This window comes from Pseudonocardia wallangbongensis, assembly GCF_054486945.1.
Map to the genome: position 1 here is coordinate 169,315 of NZ_JBRERS010000015.1, position 16,325 is coordinate 185,639.

Sequence of the window (16,325 nt, forward strand, 5' to 3'; positions counted from 1 at the left end):
CCTCACCGCCCCTCGAACCGCGGCGCCCTGTGCTCGACGCGGGCGCGCCGGCCCTCCGCGAAGTCCGCGCTCGCCCAGCAGGCCTCGAACGCCCGCAGCAGGGCCGGCTCGTCCTCGCCGCCGGCCGCGTCGACGACGCTGTTCAGGACCTGCTTCGAGTAGGCGACGGTGAGCGGCGCGAGCTCGGCCGTCTCCGCGGCCCAGCCGATGGCGTCCTCGACGTCGCCGAGGCGGTCGGCGAGGCCGCACGCGTGGGCCTGCTGGGTGTCGAGCCGGGCGCAGGCGAGCAGCACCGCACGGGCGGTGCCGTCACCCGCGATGCGGGCGAACCGGCGGATCGTCCACGGGTCGACGGCCAGGCCGATCTTCGCCGTGGGCATCGCGAACACCGCGGTGGGCGCGGCGACCCGCAGGTCGGCGGCCAGCGCGAGCTGGGTGCCCGCGCCGATGGCCGGCCCGTTGACCGCCGCCACCACCGGTACGGGCGCATCGGCGACGGTGTGCAGCATGTCGTGGAGGGCGTCGCGGAACGCGTCGGAGTACACGCCGTCGAGGTCGGCGCCGGAGCAGAAGCTCGTGCCGCTCCCGGTGATCACCAGCGCTCGCGCACCGTCCTTCGTGGCCGTTCGGACGGCGTCGCGCAGCCGCTCGCAGAGCTCCGCGGTGAGCGCGTTGCGCTTCTCCGGGCGCTCCAGTGTGATCACGGCGACCCGGTCGCGGGTGGTCAGCTCGATCAAGAGAGCTCCGTCCAGACGGCGGCCGGGGTGATCGGCAGCGTGGTGATCTCGACGCCGAGCGCGTCGGCGACGGCGCCGGCGAGCGCGGCGTTCGGCCCGAGCGTGCCGCCCTCCCCCACCCCGCGGACCCCGAGCGGGTTCGCCGCCGGGTGGGAGACGTGCCCGATCACGAGGTCGGGGATCTCGGCGCTGGTGGGCATCAGGTAGTCGAGCAGGGTCCCGGTGGTGAGGTTGCCGTCCTCGTCGTAGACGAGGTGCTCGTAGAGCGCGCCGCCGATGCCCTGCGCGATCGCGCCGGCGATCTGGCCGTCGACGATCTTCGGGTGCAGGGCCGGGCCTGCGTCCTCGACGCACGCGTACGCGAGGATCCGCAGCGCGCCCGTCGTCCGGTCGACCTCGACCGCGGCCACCTGCGCGCCGGCGGCGAACGCGCCCCGGATGGGGTCGTAGAACCGGGTGGCCTGCAGGCCGGGCTCGATGCCCTCGGGCAGCCGGTGGGACTCCAGGTAGGCGACCCGCGCCACCTCGGCGATCGAGAGCCGCGGCTTCCCCTCGCCGACCACGCCGATCCGGCCGTCCTCGATCCGCAGGTCGGCGGCGTTCGCCTCGAGCAGCCCGGCGGCGAGTTCCAGGACCTTCTCCTTGACGGCCTCGGCCGTGCGGTGCGCCGCTCCCCCGCCGATGACGGCCTGGCGCGAGGAGAACGCGCCGAAGCCCCAGAGCGACTCGTCGGTGTCGCCGATGCGGACGTCGACGTCGTCGTAGGGCACGCCGAGGCCGTCGGCGACGATCTGCGCGATCGTGGTCTCCAGGCCCTGCCCCTGGGACGTGACGCCGGAGAACACCGTGACCCGCCCGTCGGGGTTGACCCGCACGGTGCACGCGTCGTGCCCGGTGCGGAACGGCATCCGCGGTCCGGCGCTGGCGGCCCGGCCCAGCCCGGTCAGCTCGTTGTAGCAGGCGAACCCGATGCCGATCGGCGGCTCGCCGGTGCCGCGCCTGCGCTCCTGCTCGGCGCGCAGCCCCTCGTGGCCGACGGCGTCCAGGGCCTTGGTGAGGCACTCGTCGTAGTGGCCGGAGTCGTCCACCAGCCGCGACGGCATCCGGTACGGGATGTCCTCGGGCCGGATGAGGTTCCGCCGCCGGATGTCCACGGCGGACATCCCGAGCTCGCGCGCGCCGGCGTCCAGCACGGACTCCATCGCGAACACGCTGGCCGGGCGGGCGACCCCGCGGTACGGGCCGGACGGGGCCGTGTTCGTGGCGACGCCGCGCACGGTGCAGCGGTAGTTCCCCAGCCGGTAGGGCCCCGAGAGCAGCCCGCCGGCCATCAGCGGCTCGATCCCGGCCGTCCACGGGTAGACCGAGTACGCCCCGACGTTGCACGTGACGTCCGCCGCCACCGCGAGCAGCTCGCCGTCGGGCGCGAACCCCGCCTTCACGACGTAGCGGTGGTCGCGGGCGTGCGACGCCGCGGCCAGGTGCTCGACGCGGTCCTCCACCCACTTCACCGGCACGCCCGGCATCGCCATCGCGATCATGCACAGCGCGACGTCCTCGGCGTAGAGCACCGCCTTGACGCCGAACCCGCCGCCCACGTCGGGGGCGATGACGCGCACCGACCCCTCGGGCAGGTCGAGCAGCTCGGCGACCATGTTGCGGACGATGTGCGGCACCTGGGTGCCGGACCAGAACGTGAGCTTGCGGTCCGCCGCGTCCCACCGGGCCACGCCCGCGCGGCACTCCATGGGGTTGCCTGCGTGCCGGTTCGTGATCAGCTCCCGCTCGACCACCACCGCGGCCGCGGCGAGCGCGTCGTCGACGGCGCCCGCGTCGAACGTGCGCTCCAGCAGCACGTTGTCCGGCGCCTCGGCGTGCACCGGCTCCCGCGGCGGCGCCCACGCGCACACGGCGGGTGGCAGCGGCTCGTACTCCACGTCGACGAGCTCGAGGCCGTCCTCCGCGTGGTACCGGTCGGCGGCGACGACGGCGGCTACCGGCTCACCGGCGAAGCGGACCTTGGTGTGGGCGAGAACCGGCTGCTCGGTCTCGACGTACGACGGGAGCGCCGACCGCGCCCGCAGCGCCACGTGCGCGAGGTCCGCGCCCGTGAACACGCGGTGCCCCGCCGCCACCGCCTCGGAGGTGTCGACGGCGCTGATCCGGGCGTGCGCGAGCGGGCTGCGCAGGAAGGCGACGTGGCGCATGCGCGGCAGCTGCAGATCGCTGACGTAGCGGCCGTGGCCGGTGACGAGCCGCTGGTCCTCCTTGCGCCGGACGCTGGTGCCGAGCGAGCTCATGGCATTGCGTACCCGCCGTTGACCGACACCACCTGGCCCGTGGTCCAGGACGACAGCGGCGAGGCCAGCAACAGCACCATCGGCACGATGTCGTCGGGCCGCCCCAGGCGCCGCAGCGGGTACTGGGCGAGGATCTTCTTCATCCGCTCGTCCTCGGCGCCGCCCGCGTGCGCGTCGAAGTTGTCGGTGCGGACCAGCGCCAGCGAGACGGCGTTCGACCGGATCCCGAACCGGGCCAGCTCCCTGGCCAGCGACCGGGTCAGGCCGACGGTGGTGGACCGGGCGGTCGCGGTGACCAGCAGGCCGGACTCGCCCACGCGCCCGGAGTCGCCCATGAGGTTCACGATCGACCCGGCCCCGCGCTCCGCCATCCGCTTCGCCACCGCGTGGGTGATCTGCAGCGTGCCGGTGACCGTCACGTCGATCTGCGGGGCCCAGTCCTGCGGCGTCGAGTCGAGGAAGCGCTGGACCTTCGTCGCCGCGGCGTTGTTGACCAGCACCCCGATCGGCCCGAGCTCGGCCTCGACGCGTTCGACGAGCGCGGCCACGGCCGCCTCGTCGCGCAGGTCGCCGCCGACGGCGATGGCCTGCACGCCCAGCTCCGCGGCCTCCGCGGCGGACTTCTCCGCACCGTCGGCCGACGAGTGGAAGTGGAAGGCGACGTTCGCGCCCTCCCGGGCGAAGCCGAGCCCGAGCGCGCGGCCCAGCCCTTGCCCCGCGCCGGTGACCAGCACGGTCGTGCCCGCCAGTTGCAGATCCATGATGTCCTTCCTAGACCGACCGGAACGTCCGGTCGCCGGAAACCGTGACGACGCGCCCGAACCGCAGGTCCGGGAAGTGCGCCCCCACGACGAGGTCGGGCCCGTCGGCCACCTCGTCCGCGATCGCGTTGCGCACCGCCCGCGCGGCCACCGGGTCGACGTCGAACACGGCCTCCCAGTCGGGCTCGCCGAGCTCGACCACCGAGTGCACGACGTCGCCGAGCAGCAGGGCGCGCTCGCCACCGTCGGAGACGACATAGGCGGTGGAGCCGGGGGTGTGCCCCGGCGCGTGCCGAGCGTCCAGCCCGGGCGCGAGCGGACCGTCGGTGGTGAACGGCTCGAGCCGCGGCGCGAGCGGGGAGAGCTTGCGAACGGCACCGGGCTCGGCGTCCGGGGCCTCGACGAAGTGCGCCCAGTCGGCGGCGTGCACGCGGTAGGTGGCGTTCGGGAAGACGATCGCGCCCTTCTTCGTGGCCCACCCGACGTGGTCGAAGTGCAGGTGCGTGAACACGACGTCGGTGACGTCCTCCGGGGTGACGCCGAGACCGCGCAGCGAGTCGAGGAACCCGCCGCCGGCGTACTTCCCGTTGTCGATCGTGCCGACGCCCGCGTCCACGAGCACGGTGCGGTCACCGGTGCGCACCAGGAAACCGCCCAGCGGCAGCACCAGCGCGCCGTCCGCGTCGAGGTGCTCGGCGTGGCACGCCCACGCGTCGGGCACGCCCGGCCGGGTCAGCACCTCCGCCGCCACCTCGCGGCCGGTGCCGTCCAGGACGGGCAGGACCTCGATGTTCCCGATCCTCACGAGCGTTCACCCAGCCGCTGCCGGAGCCGGTAGCGCAGGATCTTCCCCGAGCCCGTGCGCGGGATCTCGTCGATCTCCACCACGTCGGTGGGCACCTTGAAGTGGGCGAGGCGCTCCCGGCACTCCGCGAGCACCCGCTCGCGGTCCAGCGCGCCCGGTTCGCGCGGCACGACGAACACTACGGGCACCTCCCCGAGGGCCTCGTGCGGGACCCCCACCACGGCGGCGTCGGCCACCACGTCGCAGGCGAGCACGGCGTCCTCGACCTCGGCCGGGTAGATGTTCTCGCCCCCTCGGATGATCAGCTCCTTGGTGCGGCCGCTGATCCGCAGGAAGCCGTGCTCGTCGCGGCGGCCGAGGTCGCCGGTGCGGTACCAGCCGTCCACCAGCACGGCGGCCGTCGCCTCCGGGAGGTTGTGGTAGCCCGGGGTGACGCCGGGTCCCTGCACCCAGAGCTCGCCCTCCTCTCCCGGGAGCACGTCGCGCAGGGTGGACGGATCGACCAGCCGCACCGTCAGGCCCGGCAGCGGGAGCCCGCACGAGCCCATCACCCGCGCGCCGGTCGGCCAGTTCATCGTCACCATCGTGGAGGTCTCGGTGATGCCGTACCCGTCCAGCAGCGGCACGCCGAACGCCTTCTCGAACCCCTCGTTCAGGGCGGCGGGCATGATCGCGCCCGCCGACATGCAGATCCGCAGCGACGACGATCCGAGCCCGGTGCCACCGGCGCGGTCGAGCAGGTACTGGAACATCGTCGGGACGCCGGGGAAGACCGTGGCCGGCCCCTCCCGCCCGGGCTCGCGGAAGCGGCGCAGCACGTCCTGCACGGAGAACCGCGGCAGGATCCGCTCGGTGGCGCCCACGGCGGCCACCCCGAGCACGCAGAGCACCAGCGCGTAGGAGTGGAAGAGCGGCAGCGGCGAGAGCACGACGTCCCCCGGGCCGAGCCCGAGGACCGGCGCGAAGCTCGCGGCCACCACCCACAGGCACCCGCGTTGGGTGAGGTGGACGCCCTTCGGCCGGCCGGTCGTCCCGGACGTGTAGAGCATCCACGCGGTGTCGTCGAGCGCGAGGCGGTCGCGCGGCGCGGGGCCGGCGGTCGCCAGCAGGTCGGCGTAGCGCAGCTCCCCGCAGGCCTCCCCGTCGCCGGCGAGCACGACCGTCAGCCCGGGCCGGTCGGCCACCAGCGCCCGCACCGCGTCCTGGTGCGCGGCATCGGTGATCACGATCCGGGCCCCGCTGTCGTCGAGGACGTGCGCCACCTCGGCCGGGGCGGCCGCCGGGTTCACGCACACCCCGATCCCGCCCGCCCGCGGAACGGCCAGGTAGGACTCGGCCGTCTCCACCCGGTTGTCCGTGTAGACCAGCGCCCGGTCGCCCACCTCCAGGCCGAGCCGCTGCAGGTGGCCGGCGAGCCGGGCGGTGGTGTCGCGCAGCTCGCCGTAGGTGATCGCGCGGCGGTCGTCGACGAACGCGATCACGTCGGGCCGGGCCCGGGCGTGGTGGTCAAGGAGCTCCGGGATGGTTCGGATCAGGTCCGTGCGCAGCACCGCGCCTCCTCCTGTCGTCGTTGGGCCGCGTCAGTGCGCGGCGACCACCTCCCGCGACGACCCCGTCCTTCAGCGGGGAGAACACCGACTCCGACAGCCGCAGGTAGCGCCAGGTCAGCAACCAGGCCAGGACGAACTGGCTCAGCCCGAGCAGGAAGCCGACGGTCATCCCCGCGACGACGACCTGCCCCGCGACGGCGGGTGCCGCGCCGATGAGCACCAGGAACACGGCGAACCACCCGGGCTGCGCCAGCACCGCCGTCCGCACGAACCGGCCGCGGACGCTCGCGAGCCGGCGGAACTCAGGCGAGGCGTACACGGCGTGCCGGTCGACCGGCGCGTCGCTCCTGCTGTCTCACCATCGAGGCCTCCACGAAGGGCAGGGTGACTAGCTAACGCTGATTCGTCGCGGAGACTAGCTAACGCTAATTCGTAGGGCAAGGTACAGTCCGGGCCATGGGGGCCGTCAGATCGGAGCGGCGGGCGGACTCGGGGCGCAGCACCGTCACCAGCGAGGACGTGCTCGACGCCGCGCTCACGCTCTTCGCAGCCCGGGGCTACCACGGCACGGCGCTGAGCGGCATCGCCGAGACGCTCGGCATCCGCACACCCAGCCTCTACAACCACATGCGCTCCAAGCATCAGCTGCTGGAGACGATCGTCGAACGCACACTGGACGACGTGCTGGCCGACTTCCACGCCGCCGCGGCCGGGGTCGCCGACCCCGCCGAGCGCCTGCGCCGGGCCACCCGCGTCTACGCCCTGCGCCACGCCACCCACCGGCGGGCCGCGCTCGTCGTCAACCGGGACACCGCCAACCTGGCCGAGCCCGCGCGGTCGCGCCTGCGCACCCGGCGCCGCGACCACGAGCGCGAGCTGCGCGCGATCATCCTCGACGGCGCCGGCGCCGGGGCCTTCCGGGTCGGGTTACCGGCGCTCGCCTCCTTCGCGATCCTCGAGATGTGCGTGAGCATCGCCCGCTGGTTCCGCGACGGTGGGGAGCGCCCGGCCGAGCAGGTCGCCGACACCTACAGCCGGTTCGCGCTGCAGATCGCCTTCGGCGCCGGTGCACCCGCGGCCGGTGGCTACGGTGGGGATCCGCCGGAACGGCAGGAGGAGGAAGCAGCGGTGCCAGCGACACAGGCTCGGGCCACGGTCACGAGCGAGGCGGTCGTCGACGCCGCACTGACCCTCTTCGCGCAGTACGGCTACCACGGCACCGCGCTCAGCCAGATCGCCGAGGCGCTCGGCGTGCGCACCCCGAGCCTGTACAACCACATGCGTTCCAAGCACGAGCTGCTGCGCACGATCGTCGACCGCACCACCGCCGGTGTGCTCGACGACTTCCACGCGGCCGTCGACGACCTCACCGACCCGGTGGAACGGCTGCGCCGGGCGAGCCTCGTCTACGCCCTCCGCCACGCCACCCACCGCCGTGAGGCGATCGTCGTCAACCGGGACACCGCGAGCCTCGAGGAGCCGCACCGCACCGAACTGCAGGACCGCCGCCGCGAGCACGAGCACGCGCTGCGGGAGATCATCGGCGACGGCGTCGGCGCGGGGGTCTTCCAGGTGGACTCGCCCGCGCTGGCGTCGTTCGCGATCCGGGAGATGTGCGTGAGCATCGCCCGCTGGTTCCGCGAGGACGGCCCGCTGCCCGCCCAGCAGGTGGCGGACCAGTACAGCCTCTTCGCCCTGCGGATCGCCGGCTGCGACACCAGCCCCTGACGCGGTTCACCCCTCACGCAGGAGCTCGGCGAGCACCACGGCGTTGTTGTGCTCCTCGTCCCGCGCGGCGTAGACGACCGTCACCCGGCCCGCACGCGCGCGGCGGCGCAGCTCGTCCAGCTCGGGTGCATGGGACACCAGCTCGTCGCGGTACCGCGAACGGAACTCCCCGAACCGCTCGGGGACGTGGTCGAACCAGCGGCGCAGCTCGTCGCTGGGGGCCAGCCCGCGGGCCCACTCCCCCAGGTCCGCGCGCTCCCGCGACACCCCGCGCGGCCAGACGTGGTCGACCAGCACGCGGTAGCCGTCGCCGCGCTCGGCCTGCTCGTACACCCGCTTCGCTCGAACGTCGAGGCTCATCGCCCCAGCCTGCCCCGGCCGTCAATCGATCTCGCGCAGGTCGTGGTCCTTGCCCTCGCCCGCCACCAGCAGCGCGATCAGGCTGATCGACGACATGCCGATCCAGGCCAGCGCGACCAGCCAGAGCGAACCCCCGCCCAGCAGCACCAGCGACGACGCGATCACCGGCATGAGCCCGGCACCGAGCGCGGCCGCGATCTGGTAGCCCATCGACGTTCCCGTGTACCGGATCCGGGTCGGGAAGAGCTCCGCCGCGAACGCCCCGTAGGGCCCCGCGACGAAGCCCTGGATCACGGCCAGGCCGAGGAACAGGGCGAGGAACACCGTCCAGACGCTGCCCGAGTCGAGCAGGAACATGATCGGGAAGGCGAGCAGCACGGCGGCCACGTTCCCGCCGAGCATGACCGGCCGGCGGCCGACCCGGTCCGAGAGCCGCGCAGCGACCACGACCATCGCGATCACGCAGACGCCGGTGAGGGCCTTCACGTTGAGCACGCCGGTGGGCGCGAGCCGGAGCTGGGTGACGGCGTACGACAGCGCCCACAGGCCCATCAGGCCCTGCGCGGCCTGCCCCGAGATGCCGGCGGCGATGGCCAGCAGCAGCCGGCGGGGGTAGCGGGTGAGGATCTCGCCGACCGGGACCTGCTTCGCCTCCGTCGCAGCGACGGCCTCCTGGAACAGCGCCGACTCGGCTGTCTTGAGCCGGATGACCAGCCCGACGGCGGCGAGCACCGCGCTGAACAGGAACGGGACCCGCCAGCCCCAGGACAGGAAGTCGCCCGGGGGGAGCGTGGAGGCGGCGCTGAGCACCAGCGTCCCGACGATCGTGCCGGCCGGGGCGCCCATGTAGGCGAAGGAGGCGGCGAACCCGCGGGACTCCTTCTTCGCGCGCTCGAAGCCGAGCAGCGTGGCACCGCCCCACTCCCCGCCGACGGCGATGCCCTGCAGGATCCGCAGGAACACCAGCAGCAGCGGGGCCGCGACGCCGATCTGCTCGGTGGTCGGGAGCAGGCCGATCAACGTGCTGACGCCGCCCATCAGCACCAGGGTCACGACCAGCATGGACTTGCGGCCGAGCCGGTCACCGAGGTGGCCGAACACGATGCCGCCGAGCGGGCGGGCGAGGTAGCCGGCGGCGAGCGTCCCGAACGCGAGGACCTGCGCGACGCCCGGGCCGACGCCGGTGAAGAACACCGTGCCGAAGACGATGCTCGCGGCCGTCGCGTAGAGGATGAAGTCGTAGTACTCGATCGCGGTTCCGACGAAGCTGGAGGCGAGGATCCGCCGCATCTCCTTCGGCGTCGCCTCGACCTGGCGGGCGCCCGCGGAGCTGTCGGTCTCCGTCATCGGGCCACCTCCGTCCGGCGGCGGGCGGCGCGGCTCGGGAACGCGATGACGTCCAGGTCGTCGGGCACCGACAGGGGGCCGTGGAAGGTCTCGGCGGCGGCCGCGGAGAACGCCGTCGCCGGGGCGTCGCCGGGCACCAGGTGGTGCAGGGCGAGCGCTCGGGCACCGGCCTCGGTGGCGAGCTCGCCGGCCTGGCGGGCGGTGGTGTGGGCCCGGCGGTGGTGGGCCATCGTCGCCTGCCGCACCGCCTCGTCGGCATAACGGCGGCCCATCGCGGAGAGGTCGATGGCCTCGTGCAGCAGCAGGTCGGTGTCCCGCGCGAGGCGGACGACGTTCGCGCAGGGCGCGGTGTCACCGGAGATCGTCACCGAGCCGTCGGCGGTGTCGAACCGGAACGCGAAGGCGGGGGCGGTGGGCGGGTGCTCGACCAGGATGGCCGTGACGACCACGTCGCCGTCCCGGTGGATCTCGAACGGCTCCATCGGCGGCGCCACCCGGGTGTCGGGGTCGAAACCGGTGCCCGGGGGCAGGGCGATGTCGCGGACCGCCCACTGGTCGGCGGGCCGCCGGGTCAGCGAGTCGAAGATCCGGTCGTTGAGGTCGCTCGCGTGCGCGGCACACAGCAGGTCGATCATCTCGGCGGTGCCCGGTGCCGGGTCGGCCGGCGCCACCGGTTCCGGCAGCTCGGTGGCGTGCGGGGACAGCGGCGGCAGGCCGCCGCGGGAACCGGGACCGCGCACCACGATCGGCGCCGCGGCCGGGTCCCGGCGTTCGAACAGGCCGAAGAGCAGCAACGGCACCAGGTCGGCGACGTGGTCGGAGTGCAGGTGGGTCAGGAACAGCGCGCGGACCCGGTCGAGCGGCAGGCCGGCGCGGGCGAGCTGGCGGCCGGTCCCCTGACCGGCGTCGACGAGGTACACGGCGTCGCCGACGACGACCGCGGTGCCGATCCCGCTGCGCGCGGCGGCGGCGCCGGGGCGGTCCCACCACCGCGGGCCGCCCGCCGTCCCGAGGGTCACCACGTGGGGGCTGGACATGACACTCCTTCGTGTCGTGCTGGTGTCGGTCGCCCAGCACTGTCGCCCCACTACCGGCATCAGGCATAGCTGATTCTGCTGAGGCAAAGCATAAGCTCCGCCTATGAAGGACGTGACGCTGCGCCAGCTCGAGTACCTGGTCGCGATCGCGCAGGACGAGTCGATCTCCCGCGCCGCCGTCCGCTGCCACGTCTCGCAGGCCGCGATCAGCCAGGCGTTGCGAGAGCTGGAGAGCGCGCTCGGGGTGCAGCTCGCCGTCCGGCGCACCGCGAAGGGCGTCCACCTGACCGCCGCGGGCCGAGCGGTGGCGACCCGGGCCCGCGGGGTGCTGCACGACGTGCGGCAGCTCGCCGGGCACGCCGGCACCGGGCGGCTGGCCGTGGGGTGCTTCCCGTCGGTGTCCGCGCAGATCGTGCCGGAGATCGCAGGCCTGCTGCGGGACCGGTTCCCGGACGTGCGGCTGGACATCGTGGAGGCCTCGGCCGCCGTGCTGCAGGAGCGCATGCTCCGCGGCCAGGTCGACGTCTGCTTCGTCTACGAGATGCAGCTCCAGCCCGAGGTGGAGCCGATCGTGCTGCGCGAGCGGCGGTTCAAGGTCGCGGTGGCGGCCGACCACCCGCTCGCCGCCCGCCCCGACGTACGCCTCGCGGACCTGGCCGATCACCCCGGCGCGCTGCTCAACCTCGAGCCTGCGAGCTTCCTCAACGAGGCCATGCTGGCCAGGTTCGGGGTCGTCCCACGGATCGACTACCGCAGCACCGACGTGATGACGGTGCGCGCACTCGTGGGCCGGGGACTGGCCTGGTCACTGCTCATGACCGAGGTGGCCGCCAGCCACGACGGGCGGCCGCTGCGGTTCCTCCCCATCGTCGACGACGTCGGGACCAACTCGCTCGTCGCCGCCCTGCCGCGCGGGGTCCGGGCCACGGGCCTGGTCGAGCGGGTCATCCGGCACTGCCGGGAGGTGCTGCCTCCGTAGCGGCCCCGCGCAGCACCGCCTCGATCTCGAGGGCGATCCGCACCTTGTCACCGACGACGACGCCACCGCCGTCGAGCGGCAGCTTGATGTCGGCGGTCATTCAGCCCTCCGGCGGAGCCGCCGTAGTTCCTCCTCGACGTCGCCAAGTCGCCAACGCGGGTGGCCACCAGGTGTGTACAGAGCGGGTGTCAGCTTGCCCTCCTGCGCCCACCGGGCGATGGATCGTGCCGACAACCCCAACTCACGGGCGACTTCCCCCGTGGTCAGTAGGCGTTCGGCACTCACCGCCCGACCGTATGTCGGCAGGTCCGACCAGGTCAGCCGTTGTGGCAGACATAGCAGCACTCGCCGAACTGGCAGATTTAGCAGTATTGTCGGGCCGTGGCGTTTTGGTGGACAGAGACCCCGGGAGGCGGTTGCGCTATGGGCGAGGCGGCGGACGAGGCAGACGCGCGGCTAGAGATCGCTAAGGCGCAGGGACGAGCGTCGGTCAACTTCTGTGAGCGCTCCGGCCGGTTCCGCTGGACCGTCGTTCTCGACGGCGGCAAGTCGTCGCACGGGTGGGCTGACACCGCGGAGGACGCATGGTGGTTCGTGAAGGAAGCGGTGAACCGTCCGTTCCGCGGGACGCACCACCGGAAGCCGCGCGGCCTGTGGACCCTGCCGCCCGTGTAGCCCCGGCAACGCCGTCACGTGATCGTGTAGGTGGCCTGCCCTGTGGCAGGCTCGGGTCCGTGCCCACGCTCGACGAGCTCGATCCGCCGGCATGGGGAGAGCCACCCGTCAACACCTTCCTGGTGCTACGCGTGCACGAGCTGCGCCGGATGCCGGTCGAGGAGTTCGACGTCGAGGCGCTGCGCCTACTGATCGGGCAGCAGATCGCGCTACCGGTGCTGATGCCGCGGGCTCTGGGCGTGCTGGATGCCGATCCACTGGCGGCAGGCGACTTCTACCCTGGAGACCTGCTGCGCTCGGTGTTGGAGGTGGACCGCGAGTACTGGGCCGCCCATCCAGAGCAGCACGCCACCGCCACCGCGATCGCCACGAAGACTCGGACCGACGACGTCCACGTGCTGGACGCCGTGGCGACCTTCCTCGGCCGGTGACCGCCGGCGCCGAGGGGAGATGTGCGACACCAGCACTCCGGCCTGCGGGACCCCAACCGATCGCGAACCCGGCGGCTCACTCCCGGTATGGCCGGCGGAGCGGACAGCGGGTGGCGAGATGGGGCGCGGCGCCCGGCGGTGTACCGATCCGCCCTGTTCGGGGTCGCGGTTGCCGGCGCACTGGTCCTGTGGAATCCCCTCAACCTGGAACGCGGGCCCTCTGCACCCGTTTGGGACCTGGTGGTCACCGTCATCGCCGTGGCCGGCCTGGTCGTCGGGCTGCACTCGTGCCTGGGCCCCGGGTTGCTCCGGAACGCGGTGCACATCCTCGGGGGCTTCGCCATCGTGCTGACCGCCTACTACGGCTTCGTCATCACGGCGTTCCGCATGTCCGAGAGTCCGACCGACCGTGCCGTCCTGGCGGTCAAGGGGACGTCGCAGCTCGTGGCCGTCGAGTTCCACCCGGCCGACGCGAACACAAGGTACCGCGTGGAGCTGCGCCGCCGGACAGGCCCGATCCACCAGGCGAGCGTCGTCTGGCGAGGCTTCGACCCGCCGATCGCCGCTGCGTTCGTCGATCCGGACGGCGTGGTCGTGACGAGGCCCGGCTACGAGACCCCGACCTGCGACGAGCACAGCCGGATCGAGTCGATCAGCCTCTCCACCGTCGCCGAGCAGGGCCACTCCTGCTGATCCCGGGCCGGAAGTGGGTGGACGCCGCCCGGCAGGGTGGGCTCAGGGCGTGGCCTTCTCCCCGTTCGGGGTGACCGCGAACCACTTGCCGTCGGCGCCGTTGGACCCGGTGCCGTCGTGGGCGCCCTCGTCACCCGCGACCGTGTAGAGGGGCCAGCCGGCCAGCGTGACCTGCAGGGCGCCGTCGTCGCGGCGGAGCGTGCCCACTCGATCGTGCTTGATCCCGAGCAGCTCGGGCTCCTGCCCGTCGGGCACGGTGACCGGCACCCAGTGCTGCGTGCAGTCACCCGTGCAGGTCGACGCGGGCGGGTTGTTGCTGTCGGCGTCGGAGCGGTACAGGATCCGGCCCGCGCCGTCGAGCGTGACGATCCCGAGCGACGCGGTCTGGGTGGCCCACAGCTGGAGGCCGTCGCCGCCGTGGTGGTGCTGCGGGGGCTGCCCCTGGCCGGGCGGCGGCGCGCCCTGCTCGTGGTGGTGCTCGTGCGCCGCGGCCTGGTCCGCGGGCTGCTCCTCGGCGGGCGCGCCACAGGCCGTGAGCACGGCCAGACCCGCCGCGGCCGCAGCCAGGGCCAGGCGCGCGGAACGACGGTCGGCCATCTCGCTCCTCTCGGGGACCAATGCAGCCCAGCACAGTAGGACGCTGCCTTCCGGGTCCGGATCGGAGCACCGGTGGTTGGGCCCGACGGGTGCGTCGGGACACCCCTGTTCGGCGGTACCGACCCGCGGCGCACGAGGGTGCCACCATCAACGCATGACGTCGACCGGGGAGCGGGGACTGGTCCTGGTGGCCGAGGACGACCGGGCGATCGCCGAACTGGTGGCGCTCTACCTGCGCCGGGACGGCTTCGGGGTGCTGACCGAGACGGACGGTGAGGCCGCGTTGGCCGCCGTTCGCCGGCACCGGCCGGTGGCGATCGTCCTCGACATCGGGCTCCCCGGGCTGGACGGGATCGAGGTGTGCCGGCGGCTGCGCGCGGCGCAGGACCGGACGCCGGTGCTGTTCGTGACCGCCCGCGACGACGAGGTCGACCGCATCCTCGGACTCGAGATCGGCGCCGACGACTACGTGACCAAGCCGTTCAGCCCGCGGGAGCTGGCGGTCCGGGTTCGCACCGTGCTGCGCCGGGCGCGTGCCGCGGACGGTGGACCGCTCGTCGTCGGCGGCATCCGGCTGGACGTCGACCGGCGGCGGGTGCACGCGGGTGACGAGGAGGTGTCGCTGACCGCCACCGAGTTCGACCTGCTGACCCACCTGATGCGCGCGCCGGGCCGGGTGTTCTCCCGCGAGCAGCTGCTGTCCGCGGTCTGGGGCTACCCGACCGGGGCCGGCACGCGCACCGTGGACGTGCACGTCGCGCAGGTGCGCGCCAAGCTCGGCCCGGCCAGCCCGATCCGCACCGTGCGCGGCGTCGGGTACGCCGCGGACGCGCCGTGATCGGGCGGCCCGCGTCGCTGGCCTGGCGGGTCACCGCGGCCTGCCTGGTCGTCGCCCTCGCCGCGGTCGGGGTCGCCGCGGTCGTGTCGCTCCAGCTGGTGACCATGACCGCGCGCCAGGTGACGCGGGAGGCGCTGGCCCAGCAGGCCGACGTGGTCGCCGCCCAGCTGGCCGAGGGCCCGGTCCGGCCGCGCGGGGTGGCGGGCCTCGGCCGGGTGGTCGAGGTGCTGCGCGCCCAGGACGTGGCGGTGGTGCGGCTCGGCACGCCCCGCGCCGCGAAAGGGCCGGTGGGTACCGCGCTGAGGCGCGCCGACGCGGACCGCGCGCAGGCCGGGACCGCCGTGTCCGGCTCCGCCGACGTCAACGGCACGGCCTACCTGGTGGAGGCGCGCCCGAGCCCGTCCGGCGCGTTCGCGCTGGTGCGCTCGGTCGACTCCGGACCGGTCGGGGCGTTCCGGCGCAACATCGGGCTGGCCGTGCTCGTCGGGATCGTGGTCGCGGTGCTGGTGGGGGTCGCGGTCGGCGGGTTGTCCGGGCGCCCGCTGCGCGCGGTCGCGGCGGCCGCGCACCGGCTGCGCGGCCGCGAGCGCGACGTCCGGGTGCCGGTCCGCGGGCCGGCCGAGGTCGCCGAGGTCGCCGGCGCCGTGAACGAGCTGGCGGACGCGCTGGCCCGCAGCGAGGAGCGGCAGCGCCGGTTCCTGCTCTCGGTGTCGCACGAGCTGCGCACTCCGCTGACCGCGGTCCGCGGCTTCGGGGAGTCGCTCGCCGACGAGGTCCTCACGGGGGCCGACGTGGCGCCGGCCGGCGCGACCATCGTCCGCGAGGCGGACCGGCTGGAGCGCCTGGTCACCGACCTGATGGAGCTGGCCCGCCTGGAGGCCGACGACTTCGCCGTCGACCTGGTCGACGTGGACCTCACGACCCTGGTGACCGAGGCCGGGCACGTGTGGGACCTGCGCGCCCGGGACGCCGGCGTCGAGCTGCGGATCGAGGTTCCGGACCGCCCGGTGCCCGTGCTGGCCGACCCACGCCGGCTGCGCCAGGTGCTCGACGGCCTGGCCGAGAACGCGCTGCGGGCCACGCCGCGCGGTTCCCCGCTCGTGCTCGCCGCGCTCGACGAGGGAGCGCTACAGGTGCGCGATGGCGGGCCCGGGCTGTCCGACGAGGACTACGCGGTGGTGTTCGAGCGGGGCGCGCTGCACGACCGCTACCGCGGCAAGCGCCCGACCGGCGCCGGAGGGATCGGTCTGGCCCTGTCCCACGCCCTGGTGCAGAGGATGGGCGGCACCCTGAGCGCGACCCCAGCAGAAGAGGGCGGGGTGAAGTTCACAGTCACAAACTTCCAGGACAGCATCATGGAGCCGTAGTGGGCGCTCCTGACTGATCCGTGGGTCGCGGGGCGCGCCTGTGTAGGCGGCACGCCGCTCCCGCTTAGGTTCCTGAACTGTCGAGGATCAGGTGCCATAGAGCGGAGAGCGGTGTGCCTG

General features: G+C 73.8%; 19 protein-coding genes. 7 read left to right on the top strand and 12 right to left on the bottom strand.

The window, feature by feature from the left end; translation table 11 throughout:
- Positions 1–2: 2 nt before the first annotated feature.
- Genes ACU436_RS36805 through ACU436_RS36830 form a run of 6 tightly spaced genes read right to left on the bottom strand, consistent with a single transcriptional unit; the run spans position 3 to position 6,472 of the window.
- Positions 3–737 (bottom strand): enoyl-CoA hydratase, encoded by a 735-nt coding sequence (locus ACU436_RS36805; protein ID WP_459031716.1) that lies wholly within the window; start codon positions 735–737, stop codon positions 3–5.
- A complete protein-coding gene (locus tag ACU436_RS36810) occupies positions 734–3,037 on the bottom strand; it encodes a xanthine dehydrogenase family protein molybdopterin-binding subunit (protein WP_459031717.1) in 2,304 nt (767 codons plus the stop codon). The genes ACU436_RS36805 and ACU436_RS36810 overlap by 4 nt, the downstream gene beginning before the upstream one ends.
- Positions 3,034–3,798, bottom strand: coding sequence for an SDR family NAD(P)-dependent oxidoreductase (locus ACU436_RS36815; protein WP_459031718.1), 765 nt, complete (start codon positions 3,796–3,798; stop codon positions 3,034–3,036). The genes ACU436_RS36810 and ACU436_RS36815 overlap by 4 nt, the downstream gene beginning before the upstream one ends.
- A gap of 10 nt (positions 3,799–3,808) precedes the next feature.
- Positions 3,809–4,603, bottom strand: coding sequence for an MBL fold metallo-hydrolase (locus tag ACU436_RS36820; protein ID WP_459031719.1), 795 nt, complete (start codon positions 4,601–4,603; stop codon positions 3,809–3,811).
- Entirely contained in the window at positions 4,600–6,153 is a 1,554-nt protein-coding gene (locus tag ACU436_RS36825) for a class I adenylate-forming enzyme family protein (RefSeq protein ID WP_459031720.1), read from the bottom strand. The genes ACU436_RS36820 and ACU436_RS36825 overlap by 4 nt, the downstream gene beginning before the upstream one ends.
- Positions 6,110–6,472, bottom strand: a complete 363-nt coding sequence (locus ACU436_RS36830; protein ID WP_459031721.1) for a DUF485 domain-containing protein — start codon at positions 6,470–6,472, stop codon at positions 6,110–6,112. Before ACU436_RS36830 ends, ACU436_RS36825 begins: the two co-directional genes overlap by 44 nt.
- A gap of 137 nt (positions 6,473–6,609) precedes the next feature.
- On the opposite strand from ACU436_RS36830, the gene ACU436_RS36835 reads away from it, so the two are divergent.
- Positions 6,610–7,881, top strand: a complete 1,272-nt coding sequence (locus tag ACU436_RS36835) for a TetR family transcriptional regulator (protein WP_459031722.1) — start codon at positions 6,610–6,612, stop codon at positions 7,879–7,881.
- A 6-nt stretch (positions 7,882–7,887) separates the two neighbouring features.
- Here ACU436_RS36835 and ACU436_RS36840 read toward each other — a convergent pair whose 3' ends face one another.
- The 3 genes from ACU436_RS36840 to ACU436_RS36850 are packed head-to-tail and all read right to left on the bottom strand — an operon-like array spanning position 7,888 to position 10,625.
- Positions 7,888–8,241 (bottom strand): DUF488 domain-containing protein, encoded by a 354-nt coding sequence (locus tag ACU436_RS36840; protein ID WP_459031723.1) that lies wholly within the window; start codon positions 8,239–8,241, stop codon positions 7,888–7,890.
- A gap of 21 nt (positions 8,242–8,262) precedes the next feature.
- Positions 8,263–9,588, bottom strand: coding sequence for an MFS transporter (locus tag ACU436_RS36845; RefSeq protein WP_459031724.1), 1,326 nt, complete (start codon positions 9,586–9,588; stop codon positions 8,263–8,265).
- Positions 9,585–10,625 (bottom strand): MBL fold metallo-hydrolase, encoded by a 1,041-nt coding sequence (locus tag ACU436_RS36850; protein WP_459031725.1) that lies wholly within the window; start codon positions 10,623–10,625, stop codon positions 9,585–9,587. Before ACU436_RS36850 ends, ACU436_RS36845 begins: the two co-directional genes overlap by 4 nt.
- A gap of 103 nt (positions 10,626–10,728) precedes the next feature.
- Here ACU436_RS36850 and ACU436_RS36855 point away from each other — a divergent pair, with 103 nt between their 5' ends.
- On the top strand, positions 10,729–11,604 hold the full coding sequence (locus tag ACU436_RS36855) for a LysR family transcriptional regulator (RefSeq protein WP_459031726.1): 876 nt from the start codon (positions 10,729–10,731) through the stop codon (positions 11,602–11,604).
- Here ACU436_RS36855 and ACU436_RS36860 read toward each other — a convergent pair.
- The gene (locus ACU436_RS36860) at positions 11,570–11,704 is read right to left on the bottom strand and encodes a hypothetical protein (protein WP_459031727.1); all 135 of its coding nucleotides are present in this window, start codon (positions 11,702–11,704) and stop codon (positions 11,570–11,572) included. The two genes, ACU436_RS36855 and ACU436_RS36860, sit on opposite strands and share 35 nt — an antisense overlap.
- Entirely contained in the window at positions 11,701–11,949 is a 249-nt protein-coding gene (locus tag ACU436_RS36865) for a MerR family DNA-binding transcriptional regulator (RefSeq protein ID WP_459031728.1), read from the bottom strand. The genes ACU436_RS36860 and ACU436_RS36865 overlap by 4 nt, the downstream gene beginning before the upstream one ends.
- A gap of 78 nt (positions 11,950–12,027) precedes the next feature.
- Between ACU436_RS36865 and ACU436_RS36870 the strand changes: the two genes are divergently transcribed.
- The 3 genes from ACU436_RS36870 (at position 12,028) to ACU436_RS36880 (ending at position 13,403) form a co-directional block, all read left to right on the top strand.
- Positions 12,028–12,279, top strand: coding sequence for a hypothetical protein (locus ACU436_RS36870; RefSeq protein WP_459031729.1), 252 nt, complete (start codon positions 12,028–12,030; stop codon positions 12,277–12,279).
- A gap of 59 nt (positions 12,280–12,338) precedes the next feature.
- On the top strand, positions 12,339–12,710 hold the full coding sequence (locus ACU436_RS36875; RefSeq protein WP_459031730.1) for a contact-dependent growth inhibition system immunity protein: 372 nt from the start codon (positions 12,339–12,341) through the stop codon (positions 12,708–12,710).
- A 258-nt stretch (positions 12,711–12,968) separates the two neighbouring features.
- Entirely contained in the window at positions 12,969–13,403 is a 435-nt protein-coding gene (locus ACU436_RS36880) for a hypothetical protein (protein ID WP_459031731.1), read from the top strand.
- A gap of 42 nt (positions 13,404–13,445) precedes the next feature.
- On the opposite strand, the gene ACU436_RS36885 is transcribed toward ACU436_RS36880, so the two are convergent.
- Complete coding sequence (locus ACU436_RS36885; protein WP_459031732.1) at positions 13,446–14,000, bottom strand: COG4315 family predicted lipoprotein; 555 nt, start codon at positions 13,998–14,000, stop codon at positions 13,446–13,448.
- A gap of 154 nt (positions 14,001–14,154) precedes the next feature.
- Between ACU436_RS36885 and ACU436_RS36890 the strand changes: the two genes are divergently transcribed.
- Together ACU436_RS36890 and ACU436_RS36895 are read left to right on the top strand one after the other, a co-directional pair.
- The gene (locus ACU436_RS36890; RefSeq protein ID WP_459031733.1) at positions 14,155–14,838 is read left to right on the top strand and encodes a response regulator transcription factor; all 684 of its coding nucleotides are present in this window, start codon (positions 14,155–14,157) and stop codon (positions 14,836–14,838) included.
- A complete protein-coding gene (locus ACU436_RS36895; RefSeq protein ID WP_459031734.1) occupies positions 14,835–16,205 on the top strand; it encodes a HAMP domain-containing sensor histidine kinase in 1,371 nt (456 codons plus the stop codon). The genes ACU436_RS36890 and ACU436_RS36895 overlap by 4 nt, the downstream gene beginning before the upstream one ends.
- Positions 16,206–16,325 lie beyond the last annotated feature (120 nt).

Bases quoted from the DNA above. Each gene is read 5' to 3' on its own strand.
- ACU436_RS36835 (WP_459031722.1), top strand. From the start codon at position 6,610: ATGGGGGCCGTCAGATCGGAGCGGCGGGCGGACTCGGGGCGCAGCACC.
- ACU436_RS36855 (WP_459031726.1), top strand. From the start codon at position 10,729: ATGAAGGACGTGACGCTGCGCCAGCTCGAGTACCTGGTCGCGATCGCG.
- ACU436_RS36870 (WP_459031729.1), top strand. From the start codon at position 12,028: ATGGGCGAGGCGGCGGACGAGGCAGACGCGCGGCTAGAGATCGCTAAG.
- ACU436_RS36850 (WP_459031725.1), bottom strand. From the start codon at position 10,625: ATGTCCAGCCCCCACGTGGTGACCCTCGGGACGGCGGGCGGCCCGCGG.
- ACU436_RS36890 (WP_459031733.1), top strand. From the start codon at position 14,155: ATGACGTCGACCGGGGAGCGGGGACTGGTCCTGGTGGCCGAGGACGAC.
- ACU436_RS36810 (WP_459031717.1), bottom strand. From the start codon at position 3,037: ATGAGCTCGCTCGGCACCAGCGTCCGGCGCAAGGAGGACCAGCGGCTC.
- ACU436_RS36840 (WP_459031723.1), bottom strand. From the start codon at position 8,241: ATGAGCCTCGACGTTCGAGCGAAGCGGGTGTACGAGCAGGCCGAGCGC.
- ACU436_RS36845 (WP_459031724.1), bottom strand. From the start codon at position 9,588: ATGACGGAGACCGACAGCTCCGCGGGCGCCCGCCAGGTCGAGGCGACG.
- ACU436_RS36860 (WP_459031727.1), bottom strand. From the start codon at position 11,704: ATGACCGCCGACATCAAGCTGCCGCTCGACGGCGGTGGCGTCGTCGTC.
- ACU436_RS36885 (WP_459031732.1), bottom strand. From the start codon at position 14,000: ATGGCCGACCGTCGTTCCGCGCGCCTGGCCCTGGCTGCGGCCGCGGCG.
- ACU436_RS36815 (WP_459031718.1), bottom strand. From the start codon at position 3,798: ATGGATCTGCAACTGGCGGGCACGACCGTGCTGGTCACCGGCGCGGGG.